Source organism: Prosthecomicrobium sp. N25, from assembly GCF_037203705.1.
Taxonomy (GTDB): Bacteria; Pseudomonadota; Alphaproteobacteria; order Rhizobiales; family Ancalomicrobiaceae; genus Prosthecodimorpha.
The window spans coordinates 325,592-346,259 of sequence record NZ_JBBCAT010000004.1 but is presented as its reverse complement, the minus strand read 5'-3'; the positions used below and the strand labels follow the sequence as shown (position 1 = coordinate 346,259).

The 20,668-nt window shown below is 69.5% G+C and carries 18 protein-coding genes and 2 pseudogenes; 8 read left to right on the top strand and 12 right to left on the bottom strand.

The window, feature by feature from the left end; translation table 11 throughout:
* Window positions 1-183: 183 nt before the first annotated feature.
* Window positions 184-1,336: pseudogene (locus tag WBG79_RS23840) on the top strand (IS3 family transposase).
* Window positions 1,337-1,478: 142 nt separating this feature from the next.
* Here the strand turns inward: WBG79_RS23840 and WBG79_RS23835 are convergent.
* The 3 genes and pseudogenes from WBG79_RS23835 to WBG79_RS23825 all read right to left on the bottom strand — a co-directional run.
* Window positions 1,479-1,640 carry a hypothetical protein gene (locus WBG79_RS23835; protein ID WP_337359740.1) on the bottom strand — a complete coding sequence of 54 codons (162 nt, stop codon included), beginning with the start codon at window positions 1,638-1,640 and terminating at the stop codon, window positions 1,479-1,481.
* Between the two features lie 3 nt (window positions 1,641-1,643).
* Window positions 1,644-1,832, bottom strand: coding sequence for a helix-turn-helix domain-containing protein (locus tag WBG79_RS23830; protein ID WP_337359739.1), 189 nt, complete (start codon window positions 1,830-1,832; stop codon window positions 1,644-1,646).
* Window positions 1,833-2,038: 206 nt separating this feature from the next.
* Window positions 2,039-2,911, bottom strand: a pseudogene (locus WBG79_RS23825) (tyrosine-type recombinase/integrase); the annotation flags it as partial.
* Between WBG79_RS23825 and WBG79_RS23820 the strand changes: the two are divergent.
* The gene (locus WBG79_RS23820) at window positions 2,874-3,731 is read left to right on the top strand and encodes a LysR family transcriptional regulator (RefSeq protein ID WP_443147507.1); all 858 of its coding nucleotides are present in this window, start codon (window positions 2,874-2,876) and stop codon (window positions 3,729-3,731) included. The pseudogene WBG79_RS23825 and the gene WBG79_RS23820 overlap by 38 nt on opposite strands.
* Window positions 3,732-3,737: 6 nt before the next feature.
* Here the strand turns inward: WBG79_RS23820 and WBG79_RS23815 are convergent, their stop codons facing one another.
* On the bottom strand, window positions 3,738-4,658 hold the full coding sequence (locus WBG79_RS23815) for a hypothetical protein (RefSeq protein ID WP_337359736.1): 921 nt from the start codon (window positions 4,656-4,658) through the stop codon (window positions 3,738-3,740).
* Window positions 4,659-4,937: 279 nt separating this feature from the next.
* Here WBG79_RS23815 and WBG79_RS23810 point away from each other — a divergent pair, with 279 nt between their 5' ends.
* Window positions 4,938-6,101 (top strand): MalY/PatB family protein, encoded by a 1,164-nt coding sequence (locus tag WBG79_RS23810; RefSeq protein ID WP_337359735.1) that lies wholly within the window; start codon window positions 4,938-4,940, stop codon window positions 6,099-6,101.
* 196 nt (window positions 6,102-6,297) lie between these two features.
* On the opposite strand, the gene WBG79_RS23805 is transcribed toward WBG79_RS23810, so the two are convergent.
* Window positions 6,298-7,950 (bottom strand): MFS transporter, encoded by a 1,653-nt coding sequence (locus WBG79_RS23805; RefSeq protein WP_337359734.1) that lies wholly within the window; start codon window positions 7,948-7,950, stop codon window positions 6,298-6,300.
* 249 nt (window positions 7,951-8,199) lie between these two features.
* Between WBG79_RS23805 and WBG79_RS23800 the strand changes: the two genes are divergently transcribed.
* From WBG79_RS23800 to WBG79_RS23785, 4 genes are all read left to right on the top strand, one after another.
* Window positions 8,200-9,168 carry a hydroxymethylglutaryl-CoA lyase gene (locus tag WBG79_RS23800; protein ID WP_337359733.1) on the top strand — a complete coding sequence of 323 codons (969 nt, stop codon included), beginning with the start codon at window positions 8,200-8,202 and terminating at the stop codon, window positions 9,166-9,168.
* Between the two features lie 183 nt (window positions 9,169-9,351).
* Window positions 9,352-10,317 carry an MBL fold metallo-hydrolase gene (locus tag WBG79_RS23795; protein ID WP_337359732.1) on the top strand — a complete coding sequence of 322 codons (966 nt, stop codon included), beginning with the start codon at window positions 9,352-9,354 and terminating at the stop codon, window positions 10,315-10,317.
* A 285-nt stretch (window positions 10,318-10,602) separates the two neighbouring features.
* Window positions 10,603-11,475, top strand: a complete 873-nt coding sequence (locus tag WBG79_RS23790) for a DMT family transporter (RefSeq protein WP_337359731.1) — start codon at window positions 10,603-10,605, stop codon at window positions 11,473-11,475.
* 41 nt (window positions 11,476-11,516) lie between these two features.
* The gene (locus WBG79_RS23785; protein WP_337359730.1) at window positions 11,517-12,230 is read left to right on the top strand and encodes an isochorismatase family cysteine hydrolase; all 714 of its coding nucleotides are present in this window, start codon (window positions 11,517-11,519) and stop codon (window positions 12,228-12,230) included.
* Between the two features lie 281 nt (window positions 12,231-12,511).
* On the opposite strand, the gene WBG79_RS23780 is transcribed toward WBG79_RS23785, so the two are convergent.
* A complete protein-coding gene (locus WBG79_RS23780) occupies window positions 12,512-13,219 on the bottom strand; it encodes a GntR family transcriptional regulator (protein ID WP_337359729.1) in 708 nt (235 codons plus the stop codon).
* A gap of 308 nt (window positions 13,220-13,527) precedes the next feature.
* On the opposite strand from WBG79_RS23780, the gene WBG79_RS23775 reads away from it, so the two are divergent.
* On the top strand, window positions 13,528-14,529 hold the full coding sequence (locus tag WBG79_RS23775) for a DMT family transporter (RefSeq protein WP_337359728.1): 1,002 nt from the start codon (window positions 13,528-13,530) through the stop codon (window positions 14,527-14,529).
* A gap of 495 nt (window positions 14,530-15,024) precedes the next feature.
* On the opposite strand, the gene WBG79_RS23770 is transcribed toward WBG79_RS23775, so the two are convergent.
* The 6 genes from WBG79_RS23770 to WBG79_RS23745 all read right to left on the bottom strand — a co-directional run bounded on the left by WBG79_RS23770 (window position 15,025) and on the right by WBG79_RS23745 (window position 20,653).
* Window positions 15,025-16,179 carry an AbrB family transcriptional regulator gene (locus WBG79_RS23770; protein ID WP_337359727.1) on the bottom strand — a complete coding sequence of 385 codons (1,155 nt, stop codon included), beginning with the start codon at window positions 16,177-16,179 and terminating at the stop codon, window positions 15,025-15,027.
* A 15-nt stretch (window positions 16,180-16,194) separates the two neighbouring features.
* Window positions 16,195-17,112 carry a DMT family transporter gene (locus WBG79_RS23765; protein ID WP_337359726.1) on the bottom strand — a complete coding sequence of 306 codons (918 nt, stop codon included), beginning with the start codon at window positions 17,110-17,112 and terminating at the stop codon, window positions 16,195-16,197.
* 6 nt (window positions 17,113-17,118) lie between these two features.
* Window positions 17,119-18,120: an asparaginase gene (locus WBG79_RS23760; protein WP_337359725.1), complete on the bottom strand. Its 1,002-nt coding sequence runs from the start codon at window positions 18,118-18,120 to the stop codon at window positions 17,119-17,121.
* Window positions 18,121-18,149: 29 nt separating this feature from the next.
* Window positions 18,150-19,574 (bottom strand): amidase, encoded by a 1,425-nt coding sequence (locus WBG79_RS23755; RefSeq protein WP_337359724.1) that lies wholly within the window; start codon window positions 19,572-19,574, stop codon window positions 18,150-18,152.
* On the bottom strand, window positions 19,571-19,783 hold the full coding sequence (locus WBG79_RS23750) for a hypothetical protein (protein WP_337359723.1): 213 nt from the start codon (window positions 19,781-19,783) through the stop codon (window positions 19,571-19,573). The genes WBG79_RS23755 and WBG79_RS23750 overlap by 4 nt, the downstream gene beginning before the upstream one ends.
* A 162-nt stretch (window positions 19,784-19,945) precedes the next feature.
* Window positions 19,946-20,653: a cysteine hydrolase family protein gene (locus tag WBG79_RS23745; protein ID WP_337359722.1), complete on the bottom strand. Its 708-nt coding sequence runs from the start codon at window positions 20,651-20,653 to the stop codon at window positions 19,946-19,948.
* Window positions 20,654-20,668 lie beyond the last annotated feature (15 nt).

Below are 20,668 nucleotides of genomic sequence, written 5' to 3'. Positions count from 1 at the left end.
GTCCCCATGCCGCAGCGTCGGAGGGGGCGGTCCTTCGTGCTTCAAGCTTGGACGTACGTGGGACTGAAAGTGGGGCCGCATACGACGCTTGGCGCCTTTCGCAAGCAATTTTAGTGACGTTGACCTGCCACTGCTTCTCTCTTCCATGTCGAGTTAGAGTCCGGCCTGACGAGGGACGGACAGATGAAGCGTGCACGGTTCACAGAGGACCAGATCATCGGGGTGCTGAAGGAGCACGAAGCGGGCGCCAAGACGGCTGACCTTGCCCGAAGGCACGGGATCTCCGAGGCGACGCTCTACAACTGGAAGGCCAAATACCGCGGTATGGACGTGTCCGAAGCCAAGCGGCTGAAGGCTCTCGAGGATGAGAACGCGAAGCTGAAAAAGCTGCTGGCGGAGCAGATGCTGGATGCCACCGCACTTCGTCAGCTTCTTGCAAAAAAATGCTAGGTCCCGCCGCCAAGCGCGAGGCGGTCGCGCATCTGAAGGCCTTACTCGTCCTGTCGGAGCGGCGGGCCTGCAGCATCGTCTCGGCGGATCGGACGATGATCCGCTACCGCTCTCGCCGGCCGGCGGATACGGCGCTGCGCGAGCGTCTCGGGCTCTGGCGAACGAACGGCGCCGGTTTGGATATCGTCGCCTGTTTGTCCTGCTTCGCCGGGATGGCGAGCCGTCGGGCATCAACCGGATCTATCGGCTCTACCGCGAGGAGGGGCTGACATTGAGGAAGCGACGCGCCCGGCGGCGCGCGGTCGGCACCAGGGCGCCGGTCCTCATGGAAGCGCAGGCAAACGCCCGCTGGTCGGTGGACTTTGTCCATGACCAGTTGGCCTGTGGGCGGCGCTTTCGAGTCCTCAACGTCCTCGACGATGTGACCCGGGAGTGCCTTGCAGCGACCCCGGACACGTCGATCTCGGGGCGGCGTGTCGCCCGAGAACTGATGGCCCTGATCGCCAGGCGGGATAAGCCGGGCATGATCGTCTCCGACCACGGGACGGAGTTCACCTCGAACGCCATGCTCGCCTGGGCCGCCGAGCACCGAGTGACCTGGCACTTCATCGCGCCGGGCAAGCCCATGCAGAACGCCTATTGCGAGAGCTTCAACGGCCGAATGCGCGACGAGCTCTTGAACGAGAGCTTGTTCTTCGGCCTCGACCACGCCCGGGCGAAGATCGCCGTCTGGGCGGACGACTACAGCCGGAGCCGACCACACTCGGCTCTCGGCTACCAGACCCCGGTCGTCTACGCGGCCAATCTCACCGCAACGGCCGATCGGCTGCGCAACCGAGACCAGCTCCGCCGCCGCCTCTCGGTCGGGATGTTGTGGCAGGCGTAGGCTAAGGCGGCGCGCCGCCTCGACCCGATCCACTCGGTTCAGGTAGGCGAAGAGGCCGATCACGTCGCCCTGGTCGCCAGTTGCGAAGTCGGCCCACAGCCCGGTCTTCAAGTTGACCTTGAAGCTCCCGAGGTTCTTGTCGTCACGCGTGGGGTTGAGCGCGAACCCACTCGTCGCCCTCCCGGCGGCCCCGCGGCAGCCAAGCAGGAACGAGGCGCCGCAGTTCGGCGACCGCCGCCGACCGGATCCGGTCGAAGTTCAGGCAGGAGGCACCGTTGCGCGCCCGCGAGGTCCGGACCGGCATGGCCTAGTCCTCCAGCCGCAGGAACTGGCGCAGTGCGGCGACCGGGATCAGCCGGCGACCTGCGACCTTAACGCTGCCGAGCTCACCGTTCCTGATAGCGACGTAAAGCGTGGACCTAGAGAGTCCAGACGCCTTCTGTGCCTCGTCGATCGATAGCGTCAAGCGGTCGGAGAGAATGGGGTAATTTTCCATGTGATCTCCTCATGCTTCGTAGCACAGGGAAGTCCATAATTTTCCATAACTATACTGTAGGACGTGCTGTCATTTTTTGGCGACGCCAACAAATGACATCAATCTCTATCCACTGTATTATAAAGTCCCATTACCGTGCCTACACTTCGTCATGGGCGTCCTGCGGTCCGCGTCGACGCGGGGCCCTTCGCGCCGATCGGAGCCGACTAGACGCAATTCTTGGTTGAGCTGTCACCCGATCCGTGGCGGAGGTCATCCAATTGGTCGGCCCACCACTGCATCATTCTCACGCGCTCATCCCAGAATTCTCCCCTCGCGTAGGCGCGGCGGATGGCGTTCTGCTCGACATGCGCCAGCTGACGCTCGATCGCATCCGCGTGCCAGAGGCCGGACTCGTTGGCGATGGTCGCGAAGGTCGCCCGGAAGCCGTGGCTCGTCATCTGGTCGGGGCCGAAGCCGACCCGGCGCAGCGCCTGGTTCAGCGTGTTCTCGCTGATCGGCTTCTGCGCGTTCGTGGTCCCGGCGAAGACCAGATCCGAGCGGCGGGCGACCTTGTGGTACTCCTCCAGCATCTCGATGGCCTGCCTCGGGAGTGGGATCTTGTGCGGCCGACGCATCTTGGTGCGCGCGGCCGGGATGCTCCAGACCTTGCCTTCCAGGTCGAACTCGTCCCACTTCGCGAGCCTGAGTTCCCCGGGGCGGGGCACGAGCAGGGCCAGAAGCTGCAGCGCCACCTTGGTCGCCGGCTGGCACTGGTACCCGTCGATGGCCTGCAGGAGCGGCCCGAGACCCTTCGGGTCCGTAACCGCGGCCCGGTGCTTCACCCGGGGTGTGGTCAGAGCTCCCCGAAGTGCCCCAGTCGGGTCGTTCTCTGCCCGCCCGGTCGCGATCGCGTTACGGAAGACCGAGCCGATGGCGGATCGAAGCCGGATTGCGGTCTCGTGAAAGCCCTTGCCCTCGACCTCGCGCAGAACCTCCAGGACCTCACGGGCCGAGATCTCGCGGATCGGCCGGGAGCCGAGGCGCGGCCGAACGAGCCGCATCAGCCACTCCCGCTTCGAGAGCGTCGCCTCCGCCCGGCACCTGAGCTTCACCAAGGCGGCGATCGAGCTGAACGTGACCCAGGCCGCCGTCAGCCACCAGGTGAAGGCGCTCGAGGAGCGCTTCGGCATCGTCCTCTTCCGCCGCCTGCCGCGCGGCCTGGCGCTGACCGACGAGGGGCGGTCGCTCCTGCCTACCCTGCAGGAGACCTTCGACCGGCTCTCCATCGCCCTCGATCGCTTCCAGGGACGGCACAGCCGGGAGGTGCTGCATGTCGGGGTCGTCGGCACCTTCGCGCTCGGCTGGCTCCTGCCGCGCCTCGGCGATTTCGAGGCCGCCTGCCCGCATGTCGACCTCCGGCTGACCACCAACAACAACCGCGTCGACATCGCCACCGAGGGCCTCGATTTCGCGATCCGCTTCGGCGGCGGCGCCTGGCATCTGACCGAGGCCGACCGGCTCGTCGAGGCCCGCCTGTCGCCGCTCTGCCGGCCGGAGGCGGCGGCGCGGCTCGACGCCCCCGAAGACCTGCGCGGGGAGGTGCTGCTGCGCTCCTACCGGGCCGACGAATGGGAACTGTGGAGCGCGGCCGCAGGCATCGAGCCGCTCGCCGCGCGCGGGCCGGTCTTCGACAGTTCGCTCGGCCTCGTCGAGGCCGCCTTGCTCGGCGCCGGCATCGCCCTCGTGCCCGTCGCCATGTTCCCGCGTCACCGTCGCGAGGGCGCCCTCGTCCAGCCCTTCCAGACCGAGGTCGCCGCCGGCTCCTACTGGCTGACACGCCTCCAGTCGAGCCCCCTCACCGCCGCGATGACGGACTTCCGGACCTGGATCCTGGCGACCGCGGCCGGGGCGCGGTGACGGGGATCACGGCCCCATCAGGACCCAGTAGTTGTGGGTGCCCGTATGCCGTCCCCGCGTCTTGTCGTCCGTATGCAGAAATCCCCAGCGGTCGTCCCAAGACAGCTGGCCCATGAAGTCGCACTCGACCGTGCCGTAAAGCCCGCTGTGGTAGTCGACGATGTTGCCGTACGGCCAGGGATCCGTGACGAGGAACAGCGTGGCGTCCTCGTTGCAGCCGACGATGGTTAAGTAATGGGTGTTGCCGTTCGCCTTGATTCGTCCACCCGCGACCGCCATCGGGTCGTTGTGCCCGACGAACACGCGGACCGCCGTCCCCTTCGCCAGCTTCTCCTTGATCCGCTGCCGGCCCCGGTCCGCGACCTCCTTGTCGAGCGGGATCGCCTGCTTGTTGATCGTCGCCCCCTTGATCGGTGTGTAGTAGTAATTCTGCTCCGTCATGAAATGGTGGTCGCCGAAATAGTCGTGCCCGAACTGGTTGAGCGAGGCGCCGCAGTTCCAGCGCTTCGGATGGTCGGGATCGGTGATTTGCTTCAGGGGCTGGTCCTTCAGGACCCTGTCCCAGTTGTGCCAGTCGTTGATGAGCTGGTCGCCCTTGGAGTCCGTCTCCGAGTTCTGGTTGTTCTGCTTCGCGAGGATGCGCCGGTAGACGTCGAGCCGGAACAGATCCGTACTGCGACCGAGCTCCGCGATCAGGTCGTACTTCATCCCGGTATGGTTCAGCACGATGCCGACGGTAATGGTCAGGAATGTCGGATCGTTGCTGGCGGAATTGATGATGCGAGCCACCCCCGTCGCCATACCGCGGGCCTGGATCGTGAAGCGGGTGACATGCTTCTGCTTGTTGTGGGAAATGTTTGAGATCCTCACGACATCGGAATCCGTCTCGATGACCGGCTCGGCCCCGCGCCAGTTGAACAATTCCATCTCGATCTTGTTGGGACCATTGAGGTTGATCCACGAATGCAACGGCAATTCACGATACTGTTTGCCGTGGAGGCCAAACAACTCCATAACAAATCCCCCCGCGAAGAAAATAGAAGAACAAGATACACGATCAGCGAGGGGCGGACAGTAAACAGCCTGTGAGAGTGCTTGCCCTTGTTTGCTGCGCCCCGAAAGCCGGGCCGCTCTGCCCTGAGCCGCATGGCCCCACGCCGGCAACCCGGCTAACGTTCCGATCCCTCTCGCCGGACCTTCACCTTCATGACCGTCTACGACTTCTCCACGCCCCTCGACCGCCGTGCCCACGACAGCGACAAGTGGCTCCGCTACCCGGCCGACGTGCTGCCCATGTGGGTCGCCGACATGGACTTCGCGTGCGCGCCGGAGATCATGGACGCCCTGCGCGAGCGGCTCGCCCACCCGGTGCTCGGCTACACCAAGCCGCCGCCCGCCCTGAAGGCGGCGATCGCCGCCGACATGGGCGCGCGCTACGGCTGGGCGGTGGAACCCGACTGGGTCACCTTCGTGCCCGGCGTGGTGCCGGGCCTGAACCTCGCCATGAAGATGCTCGCCGCGGAGCGCCCCGGGCAGGGCGTCACGGTGCAGACGCCGTCCTACCCGCCGATCCTCGCCGTCCCCCTGCGCTGGGGCTTCGAGCGTCACGACGTCGAGCTGACCGCCACCGCGGCCGGCCCCGTCCTCGACCGCGACCGCCTCACGGCCGCCCTGGGGCGCTCCGCCGCCTTCATTCTGTGCAACCCGCAGAACCCGACCGGCAAGGTCTACGCACGGGACGACCTGACCGCGATCGCCGAAGCCTGCCTCGCCCGCGACGTGCTCGTGGTCGCCGACGAGATCCATTCCGACCTCGTCTTCGACGGCCGCCGCCACGTCCCCTTCGCGTCGCTCTCCCCCGAGATCGCCGCCCGCACCATCACCTTCATGTCGGCCGCCAAGACCTACAACGTGCCTGGCCTGCACACCGCCTACGCGATCATTGCCGACAAGGCCCTGCGCGACCGGTTCGAGACCGCCCGCGACGGCCTGGTCGGCACCGGCGACCTCCTCGGCTACACCGCCACCCATGCCGCGGTCACCCGTGCCGGTCCCTGGCGTTCGGCGCTGCTCCGGGTCCTCGAGGCCAGCCGCGACCACCTCGTCGCCGAGCTCCGCCGCCGTTTCCCGTCGATCCGGGTCACCGCCCCCGAGGGCACCTACCTCGCCTGGCTCGACTGCTCCGCCCTCGGCATCCCGGGCGAGGTCCAGGAGGCCTTCCTCCGCCACGGCCGCGTCGCCTTCAGCCCCGGCTCCAGCTTCGGCGCCGGCTTCGAAACCCACGCCCGCTTCAACTTCGGCTGCCCCCGCCCCCAGATCGACGACGCCCTCGACCGAATGGAAGCCGCGCTCGCCGCCATGGCCCGCTGATCCCGCTTCCACGCGGCGCAGATCCCGCGGCCGAGCACGGAATTCCGGATCGGCGGCGCGCGCCGCGGCCCGCCGACCTCGCTGGATCCCGGATCGGGGGCGCGTGCCGCGCCTTGTCCGGGAATGCGGTGGAGGGGACAAGAAAAATTAAACGTGGGGAGCGGCTCCCCGCCCCCGCCCCCGATCCCCGCGAGCCTCACGCCCCACGGGTCGGATCCGTGAGCGGCTCGGCCATGTCATGCGACGCGACGGTCGGGGCGGTGTGGGGCCAGCCGGGCTGGCGCTCGATGGTGCGACGGACGCGGGGGCGGTCGCCCTGGTGCAGGCGCCGGATCTCGTCGCTGACCGCGGCGTCGCTCTTCGTCATGCGCTGGTTGTGGCGCACGTACTCGACCCAGGTCGGCGTCTGGTAGCGCTCGATCCAGACGCGGTCGTTCTCCAGATCGCGCAGCAGCGACCAGTGGCGCGCCCCGTCCCGTCGGCGGATGCGACGGCGCTCGGCCATCACGGCCAGGAATCGGCCGACGTCCTCCGGCCGGATGACATACTCGATGGTGATCACAACGGGCCCCGTCTGCGGCCGCACGTCGACCTGGATGGAGGGCTCCCGCCAGCGGTTCAGCGGCTCCAGGTCGACCCCGTCGATCTCCGGCAGCGGGAAGCGCAGCCCGAGCGCCGCGCCCGCGGCGAGCGCGACGGCCGAGAAGAGAAGCGCATCCGCAGTGCCGTAGGCTTCCGCCGCCGCGCCCCACACCCAGCTGCCGAGCGCCATGCCGCCGAAGGTCGCCATCTGGTAGAGCGCCAGCGCGCGCCCGAGCACCCAGCGCGGCGAGGAGAGCTGCACCGTCGCGTTGAAGCTCGACAGTGCCAGCACCCAGCTCGCCCCGCCGAGCGCCATCGCAAGGGTCGTCAGCGGGGTCGACCGGCTGAGCCCCGAGACCCCGGCCGATACCGCGAAGCTCAGGAAGGCGACGCGCGTCAGCGTCTCGAGCGACCACGCCTGCCGCAGCCGGCGGCTCAGGAAGGCCCCGCCGACCGCGCCCGCCCCGAAGCCGCCGAGGAGGATGCCGAAGGTGAGCGGGCCGCCGCCGACCAGGTCGCGCGCGACGAGCGGCATCAGGGCCTGCACGGACCCGGCCGCGAATCCGAAGCAGGCGCCGCGCAGGAGAACGGTCCAGAGCCCCGGCGACATGGCGACGTAGCGGATGCCGGCCGCCATGGCGGGCCAGAGCCGTTCCGGCGGCAAGGTCCGCGGTCGCGCCGGAGGCTTCCAGCGGGCGAGAACGCTGACGAGCCCGACATAGCTGACCGCATTGGTGGCGAAGGCCGCGAACGCCCCGACGCTCGCCACGATGAGCCCGCCGAGGGCCGGCCCGACGCTGCGGGCGATGTTGAACCCCATGCTGTTCAGCGTGATCGCCTGCGGCAGTTCCTCGCGCGGCACCATCTCCCCGACCAGCGACTGCCAGGCCGGCCCGTTGAACGCCGTGCCGCAGCCGACCAGGAACGTGAAGGCGAGCAGCAGCCACGGGTTGATGACCCCGAGCCAGGTCGAGACCGCAAGCGAGACCGACACGACGAACATGAAGAGCTGCGCCGAGAGCATCAGCTTTCGCCGGTCGAAATTGTCCGCGATCGCCCCCGCCACCAGCGAGAACAGCATGATCGGCAGCGTATTGGAGGCCTGCACCAGGGCGATCAGGTCGGCCGAGGCCCCGAGCGAGGTCATCAGCCACGCCGCCCCGACGGACTGGATCAGCCCGCCGAGATTCGACGCGAGGCTGGCGATCCAGACCGCGAGAAAGATCCTGTGGCGGAACGGGGAACCGGGAACGGAGCCCTCGGTCAAGGGGCGGACCTCCAGGGGTCGGGTGGCGAAGCAGTCGGGGCGGGGATCGGACAATGCCGCCGAAACGGCGCCGAGGGAAGCAGGGCCGAGCGCTGCGGACAGGCCCGCGACGCCACGCCCCGGACGACGGCGGGCCGAACCGGCGACGGCCGTCCGCGTTCGAACCGCGGGCCGGGACCTCCCCACCACCCCGGGCCCGGGCTAAAAGGACCGAACCGCCGCCCGGCCGCGCGGCGCGAGGGACAAGCCATGACCGACCTGCCCGCTTCCGCCCTGATCGTCGAAGTCGGCCCGCGCGACGGCCTGCAGATCGAGCGCAAGATCCTCTCGGTCGACGAGAAGCTCGCCCTCGTCGAGGCCTTGGTGGCATCCGGCATCCGGGAGATCGAGGTCGGCTCCTTCGTCAGCCCCCGGGCCGTGCCCCAGATGGCGGGAACGGACGAACTCGTCGGTCGCCTGCCGCGCCGCCCGGGGGTCGCCTATCGGGGCCTCTGGCTCAACGCCAGGGGCCTGGAGCGCGCGATCGCGAGCGGCGGGGTCGACCTCGACGGCAAGCTCTCGATCACAGCCAGCGAGACCTTCGCGCGCCGCAACACCAACCGGTCGATCGAGGACGCCCTGGCCGAGATGCCCGCCTGGATCGACCTCTACCGGGCGGCCGGTGTCGAGCCCCAGGCCCTGAGCGTCATGGCCGCTTTCGGCTGCAACTACGAGGGACCGGTGCCGGCGGCGACAGTCCTCCGCCTCGTCGCCCGCGTCGACGCCCTGCTGGCCGACCACGGCGCGCGGCTCCGCCAGGTGCGCCTCGCCGATACCATGGGCTGGGCGAACCCCGAGCAGGTCACCCGCCTCGTCGGCGACCTGCGCGCCCGCTGGCCGGACCTTGGCGTCCGCCTGCACCTGCACGACACGCGCGGCATGGCGATCGCCAATGCCTATGCGGCGCTGCGGATCGGGGTCCGCGAGTTCGACGCCGCGGTCGGCGGCCTGGGCGGCTGCCCCTTCGCGGCGAATGTCGGCGCCGCGGGCAACGTCGCCACCGAGGATCTGGTCTTCCTCTGCGAGGAGACCGGGGTGGCGACCGGCATCGACCTGAACGCGCTGGTGGAGGCCGGCCGCCTCGCCGAATCCATGGTCGGTCGGGACCTGCCAGGCAAGCTCCTGAAGGCCGGGTCGCTCGCCCGGTACCGGGCGGCGCGACCGGACGCGCCCCAGTGAAGCGACTGGCTCGCCGCCGATCGTCCACTCGTTCGATCCGCTGAAACAGTCCGTTCAAAGGCGGCGGCCTGCGATCAACCCGTCGTGAGGACCCTCGTTTTTCTACGTAAGTGATGATCTGAAAGAGCGCACGCGAGTAAGGAACGCGTCATGCCAACGAACCTCGGAGCACCACGGATGGACATGGATCGTCGTACGCTGATCGCCGCCTCGCTCGCCTCGATGGCGGCCGGCACCGTGACGGCCGGCAAGGCCTCGGCCCAGAGCGCCGGAGGCGCCGTCACCCCGAAGGTGCCCGCGGCGGCGCACGTCTTCAAGCTCGGTGACTTCTCGGTCGCCGCCGTGCACGACGGCTCGGCCCAGCGCCCGCTGCCTCCCGGCTTCATCCGCAACCTGTCGGACGCCGAGACCGCCGCCGCCTTCGCGGCCGTCGGCCTGCCGGCCGACAAGCTGAGCCTGACCTTCACCCCCATGCTGGTCTCGACCGGCAAGAACCTGGTGCTCTTCGACACCGGCTTCGCCGACACGGGCGGCCCGACCACCGGCAAGCTGATCGCCAACCTGGCCGCCATCGGCATCAAGCCCGAGGACATCGACACCGTCGTCCTCAGCCACTTCCACGGCGACCACATCAACGGCCTGCGCGACAAGGCGGGCGCCCTGCTGTTCCCGAAGGCCGAAGTCGCCGTGCCCGCGAAGGAATGGGCCTACTGGATGGACGACGCCACCATGAACGCGGCCCCCGAGGCCGCCAAGGGCGGCTTCCAGGGCGTCCGTCGCGCCTTCGGCGCCGAGGCCGGCAAGGTCCGCCGCTTCGACTGGGGCCAGGAGATCGTCCCCGGGGTGACCGCCCTGCAGGCCGACGGGCACACGCCGGGCCACACCGCATTCATCATCGCGTCCGGCAAGGAGCAGATGATGTATGTCGCCGACATCACCAACAACCCGGCGATCTTCGCGAAGAACCCGGACTTCAAGGCGGTGTTCGACATGGACGCCGACCGGGCCATCGCGACCCGCAAGGCCATCCTCGACCGCGCCGCCGCCGACAAGATCCGCCTCTCCTTCTACCACGGCGCCTTCCCGTCCACCGGCTTCGTCGCGAAGTCCGGCAACGGCTACGACTTCAACCCCGCCTTCTGGTCCTGACCGCCGCGGGGCGCGAGCGCGAGCCGAAGCCCCGCGACCCCTGTCGGGCGCCGCCGCCAAAGGCGCCCGTTCCCGCCCCGGATGCGCCCGCGTCCGGGGCTTTCTTCTGCGCCCGGCACGCACTGCCGCAATCCGTGCCAGTTGCCTAGCGTTGCCGGGCACGATGCACAAACTTGCTCCACCAGGCCTCATTGTATCCAAAATGACCCGAGGCTAACCTTGCTGCTGGCGACCCGGCCGCTTCGCCGGGCTTCGCGGCCATCCCCGCCCGGAGGTTCCAGGAGCATGACCGACCACGCCCTGCCGGCCCCGCGCCACGAGCGCACCGGCATCGTCCTGATGCTGGTCGGCATCGGCCTCTTCTCGATCGTCAACGCGGTCATCAAGGAGCTGACCTTCCGCTTCTCGGTGACCGAGATCATCGTCTTCCGCAATTTCTCCGCGCTGATCCCGATCGTCCTGATGGCCGGCTCCATGGGCGGCCTCCGCGTGCTGCGCCCCACCCGATTCCGGCCGCAGGCGATCCAGGCGCTCCTGTTCCTGGTGGCGATCTACGGCCACTTCTATGCCTTCAAGCTGATGCCCATCACCGACGCGACGGCGATCTCCTTCGCCCAGCCGATCATCGTCGTGGCGCTCTCCGCGCCCCTCCTCGGCGAGCGCGTCACCCCGGCGCAATGGGCGGCCGTCGTCATGGGCTTCGCGGGCGTCCTCCTGATGGTGAGCCCGAGCGGGCAGGCCCTCAACATCGGCGCCCTCTGCGCGGCCGGCGGCACCATGGCGAGCGCGCTCTCCATGCTGCAGCTGCGCCAGCTGACCGCCACCGACACCTCGATCGCCATCCTGTTCTGGACCATGGCGATCTCCGGCGCGGCGGCCCTGCCCCTCCTGCCCTTCGACTGGGTGACGCCGACGCCCTGGCAGGCGCTGGGCCTCGTCGCCACGGGCGTCGCCTGCGGCATCCTGCAATACCTGACGACCCTCGCGCTGCACCACGCCAGCGCCGCCGCGGTCGCCCCGACCCGCTACACCAGCATCGTCTGGGCCCTCGCCATCGACGTCGCCTGGTTCGCCGTCGTCCCCTCCCCGGCGGTGCTGACCGGCGCCGCCGTCGTCATCGCCGCCGCCGTCCTGGTGCTCAGGCGCGAGGAGGCCTGAATCCCGTCACCGTTCATCCGTCCAAGGCTGGAGACGATTCGATGCACAAGATCGCCATTCCCTCCTTCGTCATCGACCGCGTCATGGAGCGGCGCGGCCGCCTGCACGTGTTCGACGAGATCGACCCGACCCGCACGGCCATGATCGTAGTCGACCTGCAGAACGGCTTCATGGCGCCCGGGCAGCCCTCCGAGATCGCCTATGCGCGCGAGATCGTGCCGAACGTCAACGCCATCGGGGAAGCCCTGCGCGCCGCCGGCGGGACCGTCGTGTACATCCAGAACACCTTCACGGACGAGACCCAGGCCACCTGGTGCACCTGGTTCGACAATTTCATGAAGGACGAGCTCAAGGCCCGCATGATCGCGGCCTTCACGCCGGGCAGCTTCGGCCACGCCATCTATCCGGAACTGACCGTGCTGCCGCAGGATTGGAAGGTGCAGAAGGAGCGCTTCGGCGCCTTCGTGCCCGGCTCTTCCGACCTGGACGCCAAGCTGAAGGCGGCCGGCATCGACACGCTGCTGATCGTCGGCACCGCCACCAACGTCTGCTGCGAATCGACCGCGCGCGACGCCATGATGATGAACTACAAGGTGATCTTCCTCTCCGACGCCAATGCCTGCCGGACCGACGAGGAGCATAACGCCACCCTCGGCAACATGCTGGCGCTCTTCGCAGACGTCCGCTCGACCGCCGAGGTGGTGGCCCTGATCGAGGCCGGCGCGGCCGTCGGCACGCCGATCGCGGCGGAGTGACGGACGGCCTGCGGGCGTGGCCGGGCTTCCGCCCCTCGCCCGCACGGCATCGTCATGGCGGCCGGGCCGGCGCTCCCTCGGCGCAGGTGGCCGGCGCCGTGCCTCTCGCCCGGCGCGGGTGCGCACCGGCTCAGCTGCGCCATGTCGCGGCCGCTCGAGCCGGCGCGCGTCCTTGCAAGGACCGGATCCGATGGACGACGCCGGGCAGCCGGCCAGGGCGGAGGCGTGCCGGACGCGGCCGACCCCGGCGGGGACGCGCCGCGGACCTTGCGGTGCCGAGGTCAGGCCGCGGCGGGACGGGTACGGGCGACCTTGTCGATCTTCTTGGCCTCGACCTTCTTCCACTGCTGCACGAGGCGCCGTCCGGCCTGGTAGACGTGCTCGCGCTGGAGCGCCTCGGCCCGGGAGGCCTGGCGGTTGAAAATCGCGTCGGCGATCTCGACGTGGTCCTGGTAGGCGCGCATCAGGTACTCGGCCTCGAACCACTGGAACTTGATGTGCGCGATGATCGGGACCTCGCGCGACTTGCGGATCAGGGAGCCCAGATAGGCGTTGTCGGCCGCCTGATGGATGATGCTGTGGAACTGCTCGTTGAGCTGCGTCCACTGCGTCCGGATCTCCTCCGTCCACTGGTGCTCGTCGACGAGCTTGGCCGAATCGGCGAGCACCCTGTGCATCAGCCCCCGCGCCTCGTCGGTCAGCCCCTTCTCGGCGGCGAGCCGGGCGGAGAGGCTCTCGAGCGAACAGCGGACCTCGTAGATGGCCGCGATGTCCTTCGACGAATAGCTGCGGACGACGTAGCCGCTGTTGGGGGTGTAGTCGAGGAGCCCTTCGGCCGCGAGGGTGGAGAGGGCACCCCGGATCGGCGTGCGGGAAACGCCGAGCGACGTCGCCAGGTCGATCTCGTTCATGCGGGCTCCACCCGGATACTCGCCGCTCAGCACGCCATTGCGCAAGGTGCGGGTCACGGCCTGACTGCGTGTCGCCATCTGTATACCTTTCCTTCCTCCCAGGAGAGCCCCGGCCGTTGTCTTCGCCCGCTCGGCCGGAACTCGCCACGCTTCGGCCTCCCCTCCGGCGCGCGGCGTTTCAGGACTTAGCGGAGCGGCATGCGACTGTCCAGAGAGACGACCCCGGATCGTACGCAATCCGCGTCTCTCCGGATGGATCGCACAACCTCGCCGTTTTTCTCCCTTTGCCGCATTGCGCCGGACCAGCCGAGAGGCTAAGCAGGATTGCATTCAATCAGATGACTCTTGCGGTTTCGTATCCAACACTTGTCAAAGCCGGAGGCCGAATGTCAGAGCGCGCGAGATCGGTTTCGACCGCCTGGTCCCGCCGCGCCTGGCCGCAGGTCGAGGCCCGCACCCGCGGCGTCCGGGGGCGCTGGGACGGCATCGCGCCGAACGTGCGCGGCATCATCTGGATTCTGCTGTCGGGCGTCTTCTTCACCGTGATGTCGGCGGTGATCAAGCTCCTCGGCACACGGATCCCGGTCCTGGAGATCCTGTTCGTCCGCCAGCTCGTCCTCAGCGTCTTCGTCGCGCCCACGGTGTTAAGATCGCCGGTCGCCGCGTTCCGGACGCCCTATCCCGGCCTCCACGCCCTGCGCGTGACCCTGTCGGTCGTCGCCATGAGCGCGGGCTTCGCCGCCATCGTCCACATGCCGCTCGCCGACGCGGTGGCGATCGGATTCTCCAAGAGCTTCTTCGTCACAATCTTCGCGATCCTGATTCTCGGCGAGATCGTCTCCCGCCAGCGCTGGGGCGCCACCATCGCGGGATTCCTGGGCGTCATCATCATGCTGCAGCCCTCGCCCGAAGGCCTCGACCGTTACGCGCTCCTGTCGCTCGTCTCCGCCGCCGCGGCCGGCCTGATCATGGTCATCATCCGCCGGCTTGCCCAGAAGGAGAAGCTCGTCACCGTCATGGCCTACCAGTCGATCGGCGTCGGCCTCGTCTTCGCCGGCCCGGCGCTCTGGTCCTGGGTCCCGCCGACGCCGACCGAGTGGCTGCTGCTCCTCTCCGTCGGCCTGCTGTCCGGGGCGGGGCAGAGCCTGAACTTCGCAGGCTTCCGCGTCGGCGAGGCGGCGGCTGTCGCGTCGGCCGACTATCTCCGCCTCGTCTACGCCACCCTGCTCGGCCTCTGGCTCTTCGGCGAGTTCCCGAGCCTCGCGACCCTGATCGGCGCCGCCGTGATCGTCGCCACCAGCGTCTACTCGATCACCTACGAGCGATCCCGCGGCGCCCGCGAGGCCCGCCTCGCCGCCGCACGCCCCGTCGAAGCCCCGGCAGAGTGAACCGCGCGAGGGGCGAGCGCCCCGGCGGGCCCGCGTTCCGTCCCCCGACCCGGGCGACGGGGGACGATGGCTGCGCCTCGCTCAACCATACGACCAGAAGCACGGCGCGTGCCCGCGCCTTGTCCTGGGTTGCGCCTGGAGAGACGGGGTTCGCAGGATCCACGGACCTCGGGGCACCGCCTCTCCCTCGCATCCCCGGCCGGAGCGCCGGGGCCCAGCGCCCTCCACCGGCCGCAGCGCCGCCGCCCGCGCTGGATCCCGGATCTGCGGCGCGTGCCGTGCCTTGTCCGGGAACGCGGTGGGTCGGCGGGGGTCGAAAGGAGCCCCGGCTTCGGGGGCACCGCCCCGCCCCCGGATCGGCGGCGCGTGCCGCGCCTTGTCCGGGGAATACGGAAGAGAGGTAGGCGTTCGCAGGATCCACGGACCTCGGTGCACCCCTCTCACCCGCCGCCCCTCGGAGCATGACGGAGAGCCCGCCCGTCGGGCGAACGGGTGCTATTCCGCAGGCTCCTCGATCGGCTTCGGGTCCGGGCCCGGAGGGCGGACGACCCGCTCGGGTCCCACGATGCGGTCCATCAGGGCGAAAACCGGGCCGGCGCTGACCATGACGAGGACGATCCGCACGATGTGATGCGCCGCCACGAAGGCGACGTCCGTGTGGATCGCCAGCGCCACCAGGCTCATCTCGGCGAGGCCGCCGGGCGAGTAGGCGAGCATGATCGGCACCATGCCGTAGCCCGTCGCGTGTCCGAGGATATAGGCGAAGCTCATGGTGACGGCGAGCAGGATGGCGGTCGAGCCGACGGCGATCCGCAGCACGCGCAGGATGGTGGCCGGCGCCGTGCCGGCGAAGCGGCAGCCGAGCACCGTCCCGAGGATGAGTTGGGCCGTGTTGACGATCTCGCGCGGCGGCACGAAGTCGGTGAGCCCGCTCACATGGACCGCCGCGGAGGCCAGCATGGGCCCGAGCAGGAACGGCCCCGGCAGGTTGAGCCGCCGGCCGACGATCACCCCGACGATGCCGCAGACGACCAGGAGTTCCAGCCCCGACCAGGACGCCGCGGCGAGCGACGTGCCGAGCTGGCTGCGGTTGCCGAGCGACACGCCCTCGATCCACTGGACCAGGAAGGGCAGCGTCAGCACGATCATCAGCACGCGCGCCGAATGGGCGAGCGCGATCGCGTTGTGGTCGGCCCCGCGCTGTTCGCCGAGTTCGATCATCTCGACGAGCCCGCCCGGCATTCCGGCGAAATAGGCGGTCGCCCGGTCGAAGCCGGCGACCTTGTGCAGGTAGACGATGCAGGCGAGCGCCGAGACCGACACGAAGGCGGCGAGCCCGAGCACCGTCGGCAGCCAGGTTCCGACCTGCGCGACGACGTCCGGCCGGAAGCTCGAGCCGAGCATCACCCCGATGATCGCCGTCATCGGCGGGCGGATCAGCGCCGGCGCGGCCACCGGCAGGCGCAGGAGCGAGGCGACGGTCAGCACCGTCATCGAGCCGAGCATCCACGGCAGCGGCAGCCGCAGCGTCGCGAAGGCGTAACCGCCGCACCAGCCCAGCGCCAGCGCGAGCCCGAACCGGGCGTAGGGGAAGCGACGGGGCGATAGGGCGGCCGCGATGCCGGAGAGGGAGGCGAGGAAGGACTGCAAGACCATCTTCTCCGATCAGCGCGTCGCCGCCGCGCGGGCCGATTTCCCCGACCGATAGGCCAGGGCCGTCGAGGCCATGATCACCAGCGTCCCCACCACGACCGGCACCGTCGGCACGTCGCCGAACACCAGGAAGCCGATCACGATGGCCCAGAACATCTTCGTATAGCTGACCGTCGACACGGTCGAGGCGTTCGCGTGGTAGAGCGCACGCACGGTCAGGTACTGGAAGGCCCCGGAGGCGAGCCCCATCGCGACCAGCCCGGCGAGCTGCGGCCCGGTCGGCGCCACCCACGAGTAGGGCAAGGTCGGCACCATCAGGACGGCCGAGACCCCGAGCGTATAGGTGACGATCGCGATCGAGGGCTCCGACTTCGACAGCCGCCGCTGCATGATCATCGAGAAGGACGAGAGGATCATGCCCGCGAAGGCGAGCCCGGCGCCGAGCGTCGACCCCTGCCCGGTCGGGTTGACCATCAGGAGCACGCCGCCGATGCCGATCAGCACGGCGGTCCATTCCCGCCACCCGACCCGGTCCCCCGCGAGCGGCGCCGACAGCAGCGTCACCGCGATCGGCTGCATGAACAGGATCGCGGTCGCGTCGGCGAGCGGCATGATGTGGTAGGCCGAGAAGATCAGGAACAGGACCCCGGTCCACACGAGGGAGAGGAACACCTGCTCTCCCGGCCGCCGGCTCGCCAGCGCCCTCATGCCCCCCATCGCGCGCGCCATCAGGAACACGGGGACGAGCGCGAAGGTGTTGCGGAAGAAGATGATCTGGTTGATCGGGAAGATCTCGGACTGCCACTTCACCGTCGCGTTGAGCATGGAGAAGAGCGCCACGCCGAGCGCCATGAGGAGCACGCCCTTGCGCGGGTCGCGCTCCTCGTCCTGGAGCGGCTTGGCGGCGAGCGTCGCGACGGCCATGGTCATTCCCCCTCAGTAGGTCAGGAACATGCGCTCGATCTCGGCAGGGTCCGAGGTCTTGGTCAGCGCCAGCGAGAGGAGCAGACGCGCCTTCTGCGGATTGAGGTTGTCGGCGATCAGGAAGCCCATCTCCCGCAGGCGCTTGCCGCGGAAGGTGCGCCCCGACCCGGCCCGGGTCGACTGCACCACCACGAGCCCCTTCTCGGCGACCGCCGCCTTGAGCACGTCCGCGTCGCCTTGGCCCGCGAAGCCCGGCGCGAAGCCGGCCGAGACGACGCCCCTGGCGCCCGCCTCCACGAAGGCGCGCGCCGCCGTCCCGTCCGAGCCCGTGTAGGCGTAGACGATGTCGACCCGCGGCACAGAGTCGAGACCCCGGATGTCGAACTCCGTGTCGGGCGCCGCCCGGCGGATCGGCTTCCGGTAGAAGACGACCGCGTCCCCGTCCGCGTGGCCGAGCACGCCGAAGTCCGGGGACCGGAAGGTCTGCAGCCGGAAGGTCGAGGTCTTGGTCACCTCGCGCGCCGCATGGATCTCGTCGTTGAGGAGGACCAGCACGCCCATGCCGCGGGCCGCCGGCGAAGCCGCTGTGCGGATCGCGTTGGCGAGGTTCATGCCCGCATCCGTGGACAGCGCCGACGCCGGCCGCTGCGAGCCGACGACCACGATGGGCACGTCCACCTTGGCGGTCAGCGACAGGAAATAGGCCGTCTCCTCCAGGCTCGCCGTGCCGTGCAGGATGACGAAGCCGGCGAGGTCGGGCGTGCCGCGCAAGAGCTCGTCCATCAGGAGGACGAGATCCTTCCAGACCGCGAAGTGGATGTTCGGGCTCGGGACCGCCTTGTATCGGACCGGGATCACCTCGGCGACCTGATGCACCTCGGGGAACTTCGCGACCACCTCGTCCGCATGCAGCATGCACTCGTTGGCACCGTAGTCGAGGATGTCGAACGGCCCGACGCCGATCGAGCAGATGGTCCCGCCGGTTCCGATGACGGCGACTTTGGGCTTCGGCATGGGCAGGGGTCCTCTCGGGTCTCGGAAGGTCAGGGGAGCGACGGCATCGTCTCGGGCACGCAGGTCTCCCGCTCGAAGGCGCCGGCGACGCGGAACAGGAGCCGCTCGTGGAAGGGGCGCCCGATCAGCTGGAAGCCGATCGGCAGCCCGCTCCCCGAAAAGCCGGCGGGCACGGAGAGGCCGGGCAATCCCAGGTAGTTCAGCGGTCGCGTGCAGTAGTTGATCCGGCCGAGCACCTCGTGGAGATCCGGCCCGTCGCGCACGTCGGTCGCCTCGAGGGTCGGCACCGGGAACCGCAGGACGGGCATGAACAGCACGTCCGCCGCCCCGAATCCGGCCGCCACGACCTCGCGCGCGATCCCCGCGCGGAGCTGCAGCGCCTTCAGGTACTCGACGGCCGTGACGCCGAAGCCGCCCTGCATGCGCGCCCTGACGAGGGGCGCGTAGAGCTCGGGGCAGGTCTTGACCCAATGCTCGTGCAGCGTGCACTGCTCCGCCCCCGCGACCGCGCCGGCGAGCCCGCCGATCACGTCGTGGTGGGGCAGCGTCACCCGCGACACGGTCGCGCCGAGGCCTTCGTAGACCCTCAGCACCGCCTCCAGCGCGGCGCCGATCTCCGGGTCGATGTCGTCGAAATAGTAGTTGGTCGGCACCGCGATCCGGAGGCCCTTCACGCCGAGGTCGAGATCCGCCTCGTAGTCGTCGGCCGGCACCGGCAGGGCGGTGGTGTCCATCGGATCCGGCCCCGCCACGATCCCCAGGAGCCTAGCGCAGTCGCGCGCGGTGCGGGCGAGCGGTCCGACATTGTCGAGCGAGAAGGACAGGCCCATGACCCCGTGCCGCGACACCCGGCCCTGGGTCGGCTTGATCCCGTAGACCCCGCAGATCCCGGCCGGCAGGCGGATCGAGCCGCCCGTGTCCGAGCCGAGCGACCCGTGCACCGTGCGCCCGCCGACCGCCGAGCCCGAGCCGGTCGAGGACCCGCCGGTGATATGCTCCGGGTTCCAGGGATTGCGGCAGTTTCCCCAATGGACGTTGTGGCCGGTCGGGCCCGAGGCGAACTCGGACATGTTGAGCGCGCCGACCTCGGTCCCGCCCGCCGCGTCGAGACGCTGCAGCACCGTCGCGGTGACGTCCGGCACGAAGCCGCGCCGGATCGCCGAGCCGCAGGTCACCGGGAAGCCGGTCCGGTAATACATGTCCTTGTGGGCGAGGATCGCGCCCGTCAGCGGTCCCGCCGGGCGGCCGGCCGCGAGCGCCGCATCCGTCGCCTTCGCCTGCAGGATGGTCCGTTCCTCGTCGACCCGGATGAAGCAGTTGAGGATCGGCCGCCGCGCCGCGATCCGGGCGAGCGCGGCCTCGGCCACTTCCAGCGCCGAGATCCGCTTCGACGCCACGGCGCCGACGACCTCCGTGAGGGCCCAGTCGGACGGATGCGCCGGGAGCCCGCTCATGGCCGCCCCCTCAGGCCTTCCTCGATAAGGAAACGGTCGAAATGCGCGGGCTCCGTGTCGAACAGGCTGCCCGCCCCGGCGACCGCGAGCGCCGCCTTCACCCCCGCCGCGGACGCGTCGATCCGCAAGGCGTCGGCAGGCGATACCGCGATCCCCTCCCCGGCCACCAAGGCGGACCGGGCGGGGGCTCGAGACGAGGGATCGGGCATGGCGGGAGATCCTGGAGGGTCGGGACGGGACGAAAAAAGGAAAGAGGCGACTAGGCCGCGGCAGGCGGGACCCGCCGCGTCGGATGCTTCGCGTCTTGCGCCCTGCCGCCGCGACCGCGGCCCGAGGGCCGTCCGGCGCGGGAGCGGCCCGGGAAGCCTTGATTACTCGGCGGCCTGCTTCAGCCCGGCGTTCTTCTCCAGGCACGCGATGGTTTCGTCCGTGGAGAGGATGTCGCCGAAGGCGTTGTAGAAGGCGATCAGCGAGGCCGTGTGCTCCTCGTCGTTCGCCGCCGCGCAGCCGTCCGTGATCATCACCGTCTTGAAATTGAGCATCATGGCGTCGCGCGCGGTCGACTCGCAGCAGACGTTGGTGACGGTGCCGGTGATCAGCACCGTGTCGAGCCCCTGCCGCCGCAGCCGCAGTTCCAGGTCGGACGACCCCTGGATGAAGGCCGAGAAGCGCGTCTTGCGCACCTCCTCGTCCTCCGGCTGGACGTCGAGCGCCTCCCAGAGCTCGTTGCCGAGCGTCCCCTCGGACATCGACCGGATCCGGTGCGCCTTCTTCTCCGGCACCGTGTAGTCGTGGAGGATCGACCAGGAGCTCAGGCACTCCTCGTAATGCGTGTTGCGGATCCAGAAGACCTTGCCGCCCGTGGCGCGGACCGCGGACGCGAGCCGGTTGACGTTCGGCACGATCTCCCGCGCCATCGGGCAGACCGCGTGGCCGACGCCGTCCATCATGAAGCCGTTCTGCAGGTCGACGACGATCAGCGCCGTCCGGGACGGATCCATGTCGGCGAACGGATGCACCGAACCGCGGCGCGCGGCGACGCGGTCGTAGACGGACTGCGGGATGGAGACCTTGTGCATGGGCTTTCCTCCTGG

Bases quoted from the DNA above. Each gene is read 5' to 3' on its own strand.
- WBG79_RS23835 (WP_337359740.1), bottom strand. From the start codon at position 1,640: ATGCCGGTCCGGACCTCGCGGGCGCGCAACGGTGCCTCCTGCCTGAAC.
- WBG79_RS23815 (WP_337359736.1), bottom strand. From the start codon at position 4,658: ATGGAATTGTTCAACTGGCGCGGGGCCGAGCCGGTCATCGAGACGGAT.
- WBG79_RS23755 (WP_337359724.1), bottom strand. From the start codon at position 19,574: ATGAGCGGGCTCCCGGCGCATCCGTCCGACTGGGCCCTCACGGAGGTC.
- WBG79_RS23830 (WP_337359739.1), bottom strand. From the start codon at position 1,832: ATGGAAAATTACCCCATTCTCTCCGACCGCTTGACGCTATCGATCGAC.
- WBG79_RS23760 (WP_337359725.1), bottom strand. From the start codon at position 18,120: ATGCCGAAGCCCAAAGTCGCCGTCATCGGAACCGGCGGGACCATCTGC.
- WBG79_RS23800 (WP_337359733.1), top strand. From the start codon at position 8,200: ATGACCGACCTGCCCGCTTCCGCCCTGATCGTCGAAGTCGGCCCGCGC.
- WBG79_RS23795 (WP_337359732.1), top strand. From the start codon at position 9,352: ATGGATCGTCGTACGCTGATCGCCGCCTCGCTCGCCTCGATGGCGGCC.
- WBG79_RS23810 (WP_337359735.1), top strand. From the start codon at position 4,938: ATGACCGTCTACGACTTCTCCACGCCCCTCGACCGCCGTGCCCACGAC.
- WBG79_RS23785 (WP_337359730.1), top strand. From the start codon at position 11,517: ATGCACAAGATCGCCATTCCCTCCTTCGTCATCGACCGCGTCATGGAG.
- WBG79_RS23780 (WP_337359729.1), bottom strand. From the start codon at position 13,219: ATGGCGACACGCAGTCAGGCCGTGACCCGCACCTTGCGCAATGGCGTG.
- WBG79_RS23775 (WP_337359728.1), top strand. From the start codon at position 13,528: ATGTCAGAGCGCGCGAGATCGGTTTCGACCGCCTGGTCCCGCCGCGCC.
- WBG79_RS23765 (WP_337359726.1), bottom strand. From the start codon at position 17,112: ATGACCATGGCCGTCGCGACGCTCGCCGCCAAGCCGCTCCAGGACGAG.
- WBG79_RS23745 (WP_337359722.1), bottom strand. From the start codon at position 20,653: ATGCACAAGGTCTCCATCCCGCAGTCCGTCTACGACCGCGTCGCCGCG.
- WBG79_RS23750 (WP_337359723.1), bottom strand. From the start codon at position 19,783: ATGCCCGATCCCTCGTCTCGAGCCCCCGCCCGGTCCGCCTTGGTGGCC.
- WBG79_RS23790 (WP_337359731.1), top strand. From the start codon at position 10,603: ATGACCGACCACGCCCTGCCGGCCCCGCGCCACGAGCGCACCGGCATC.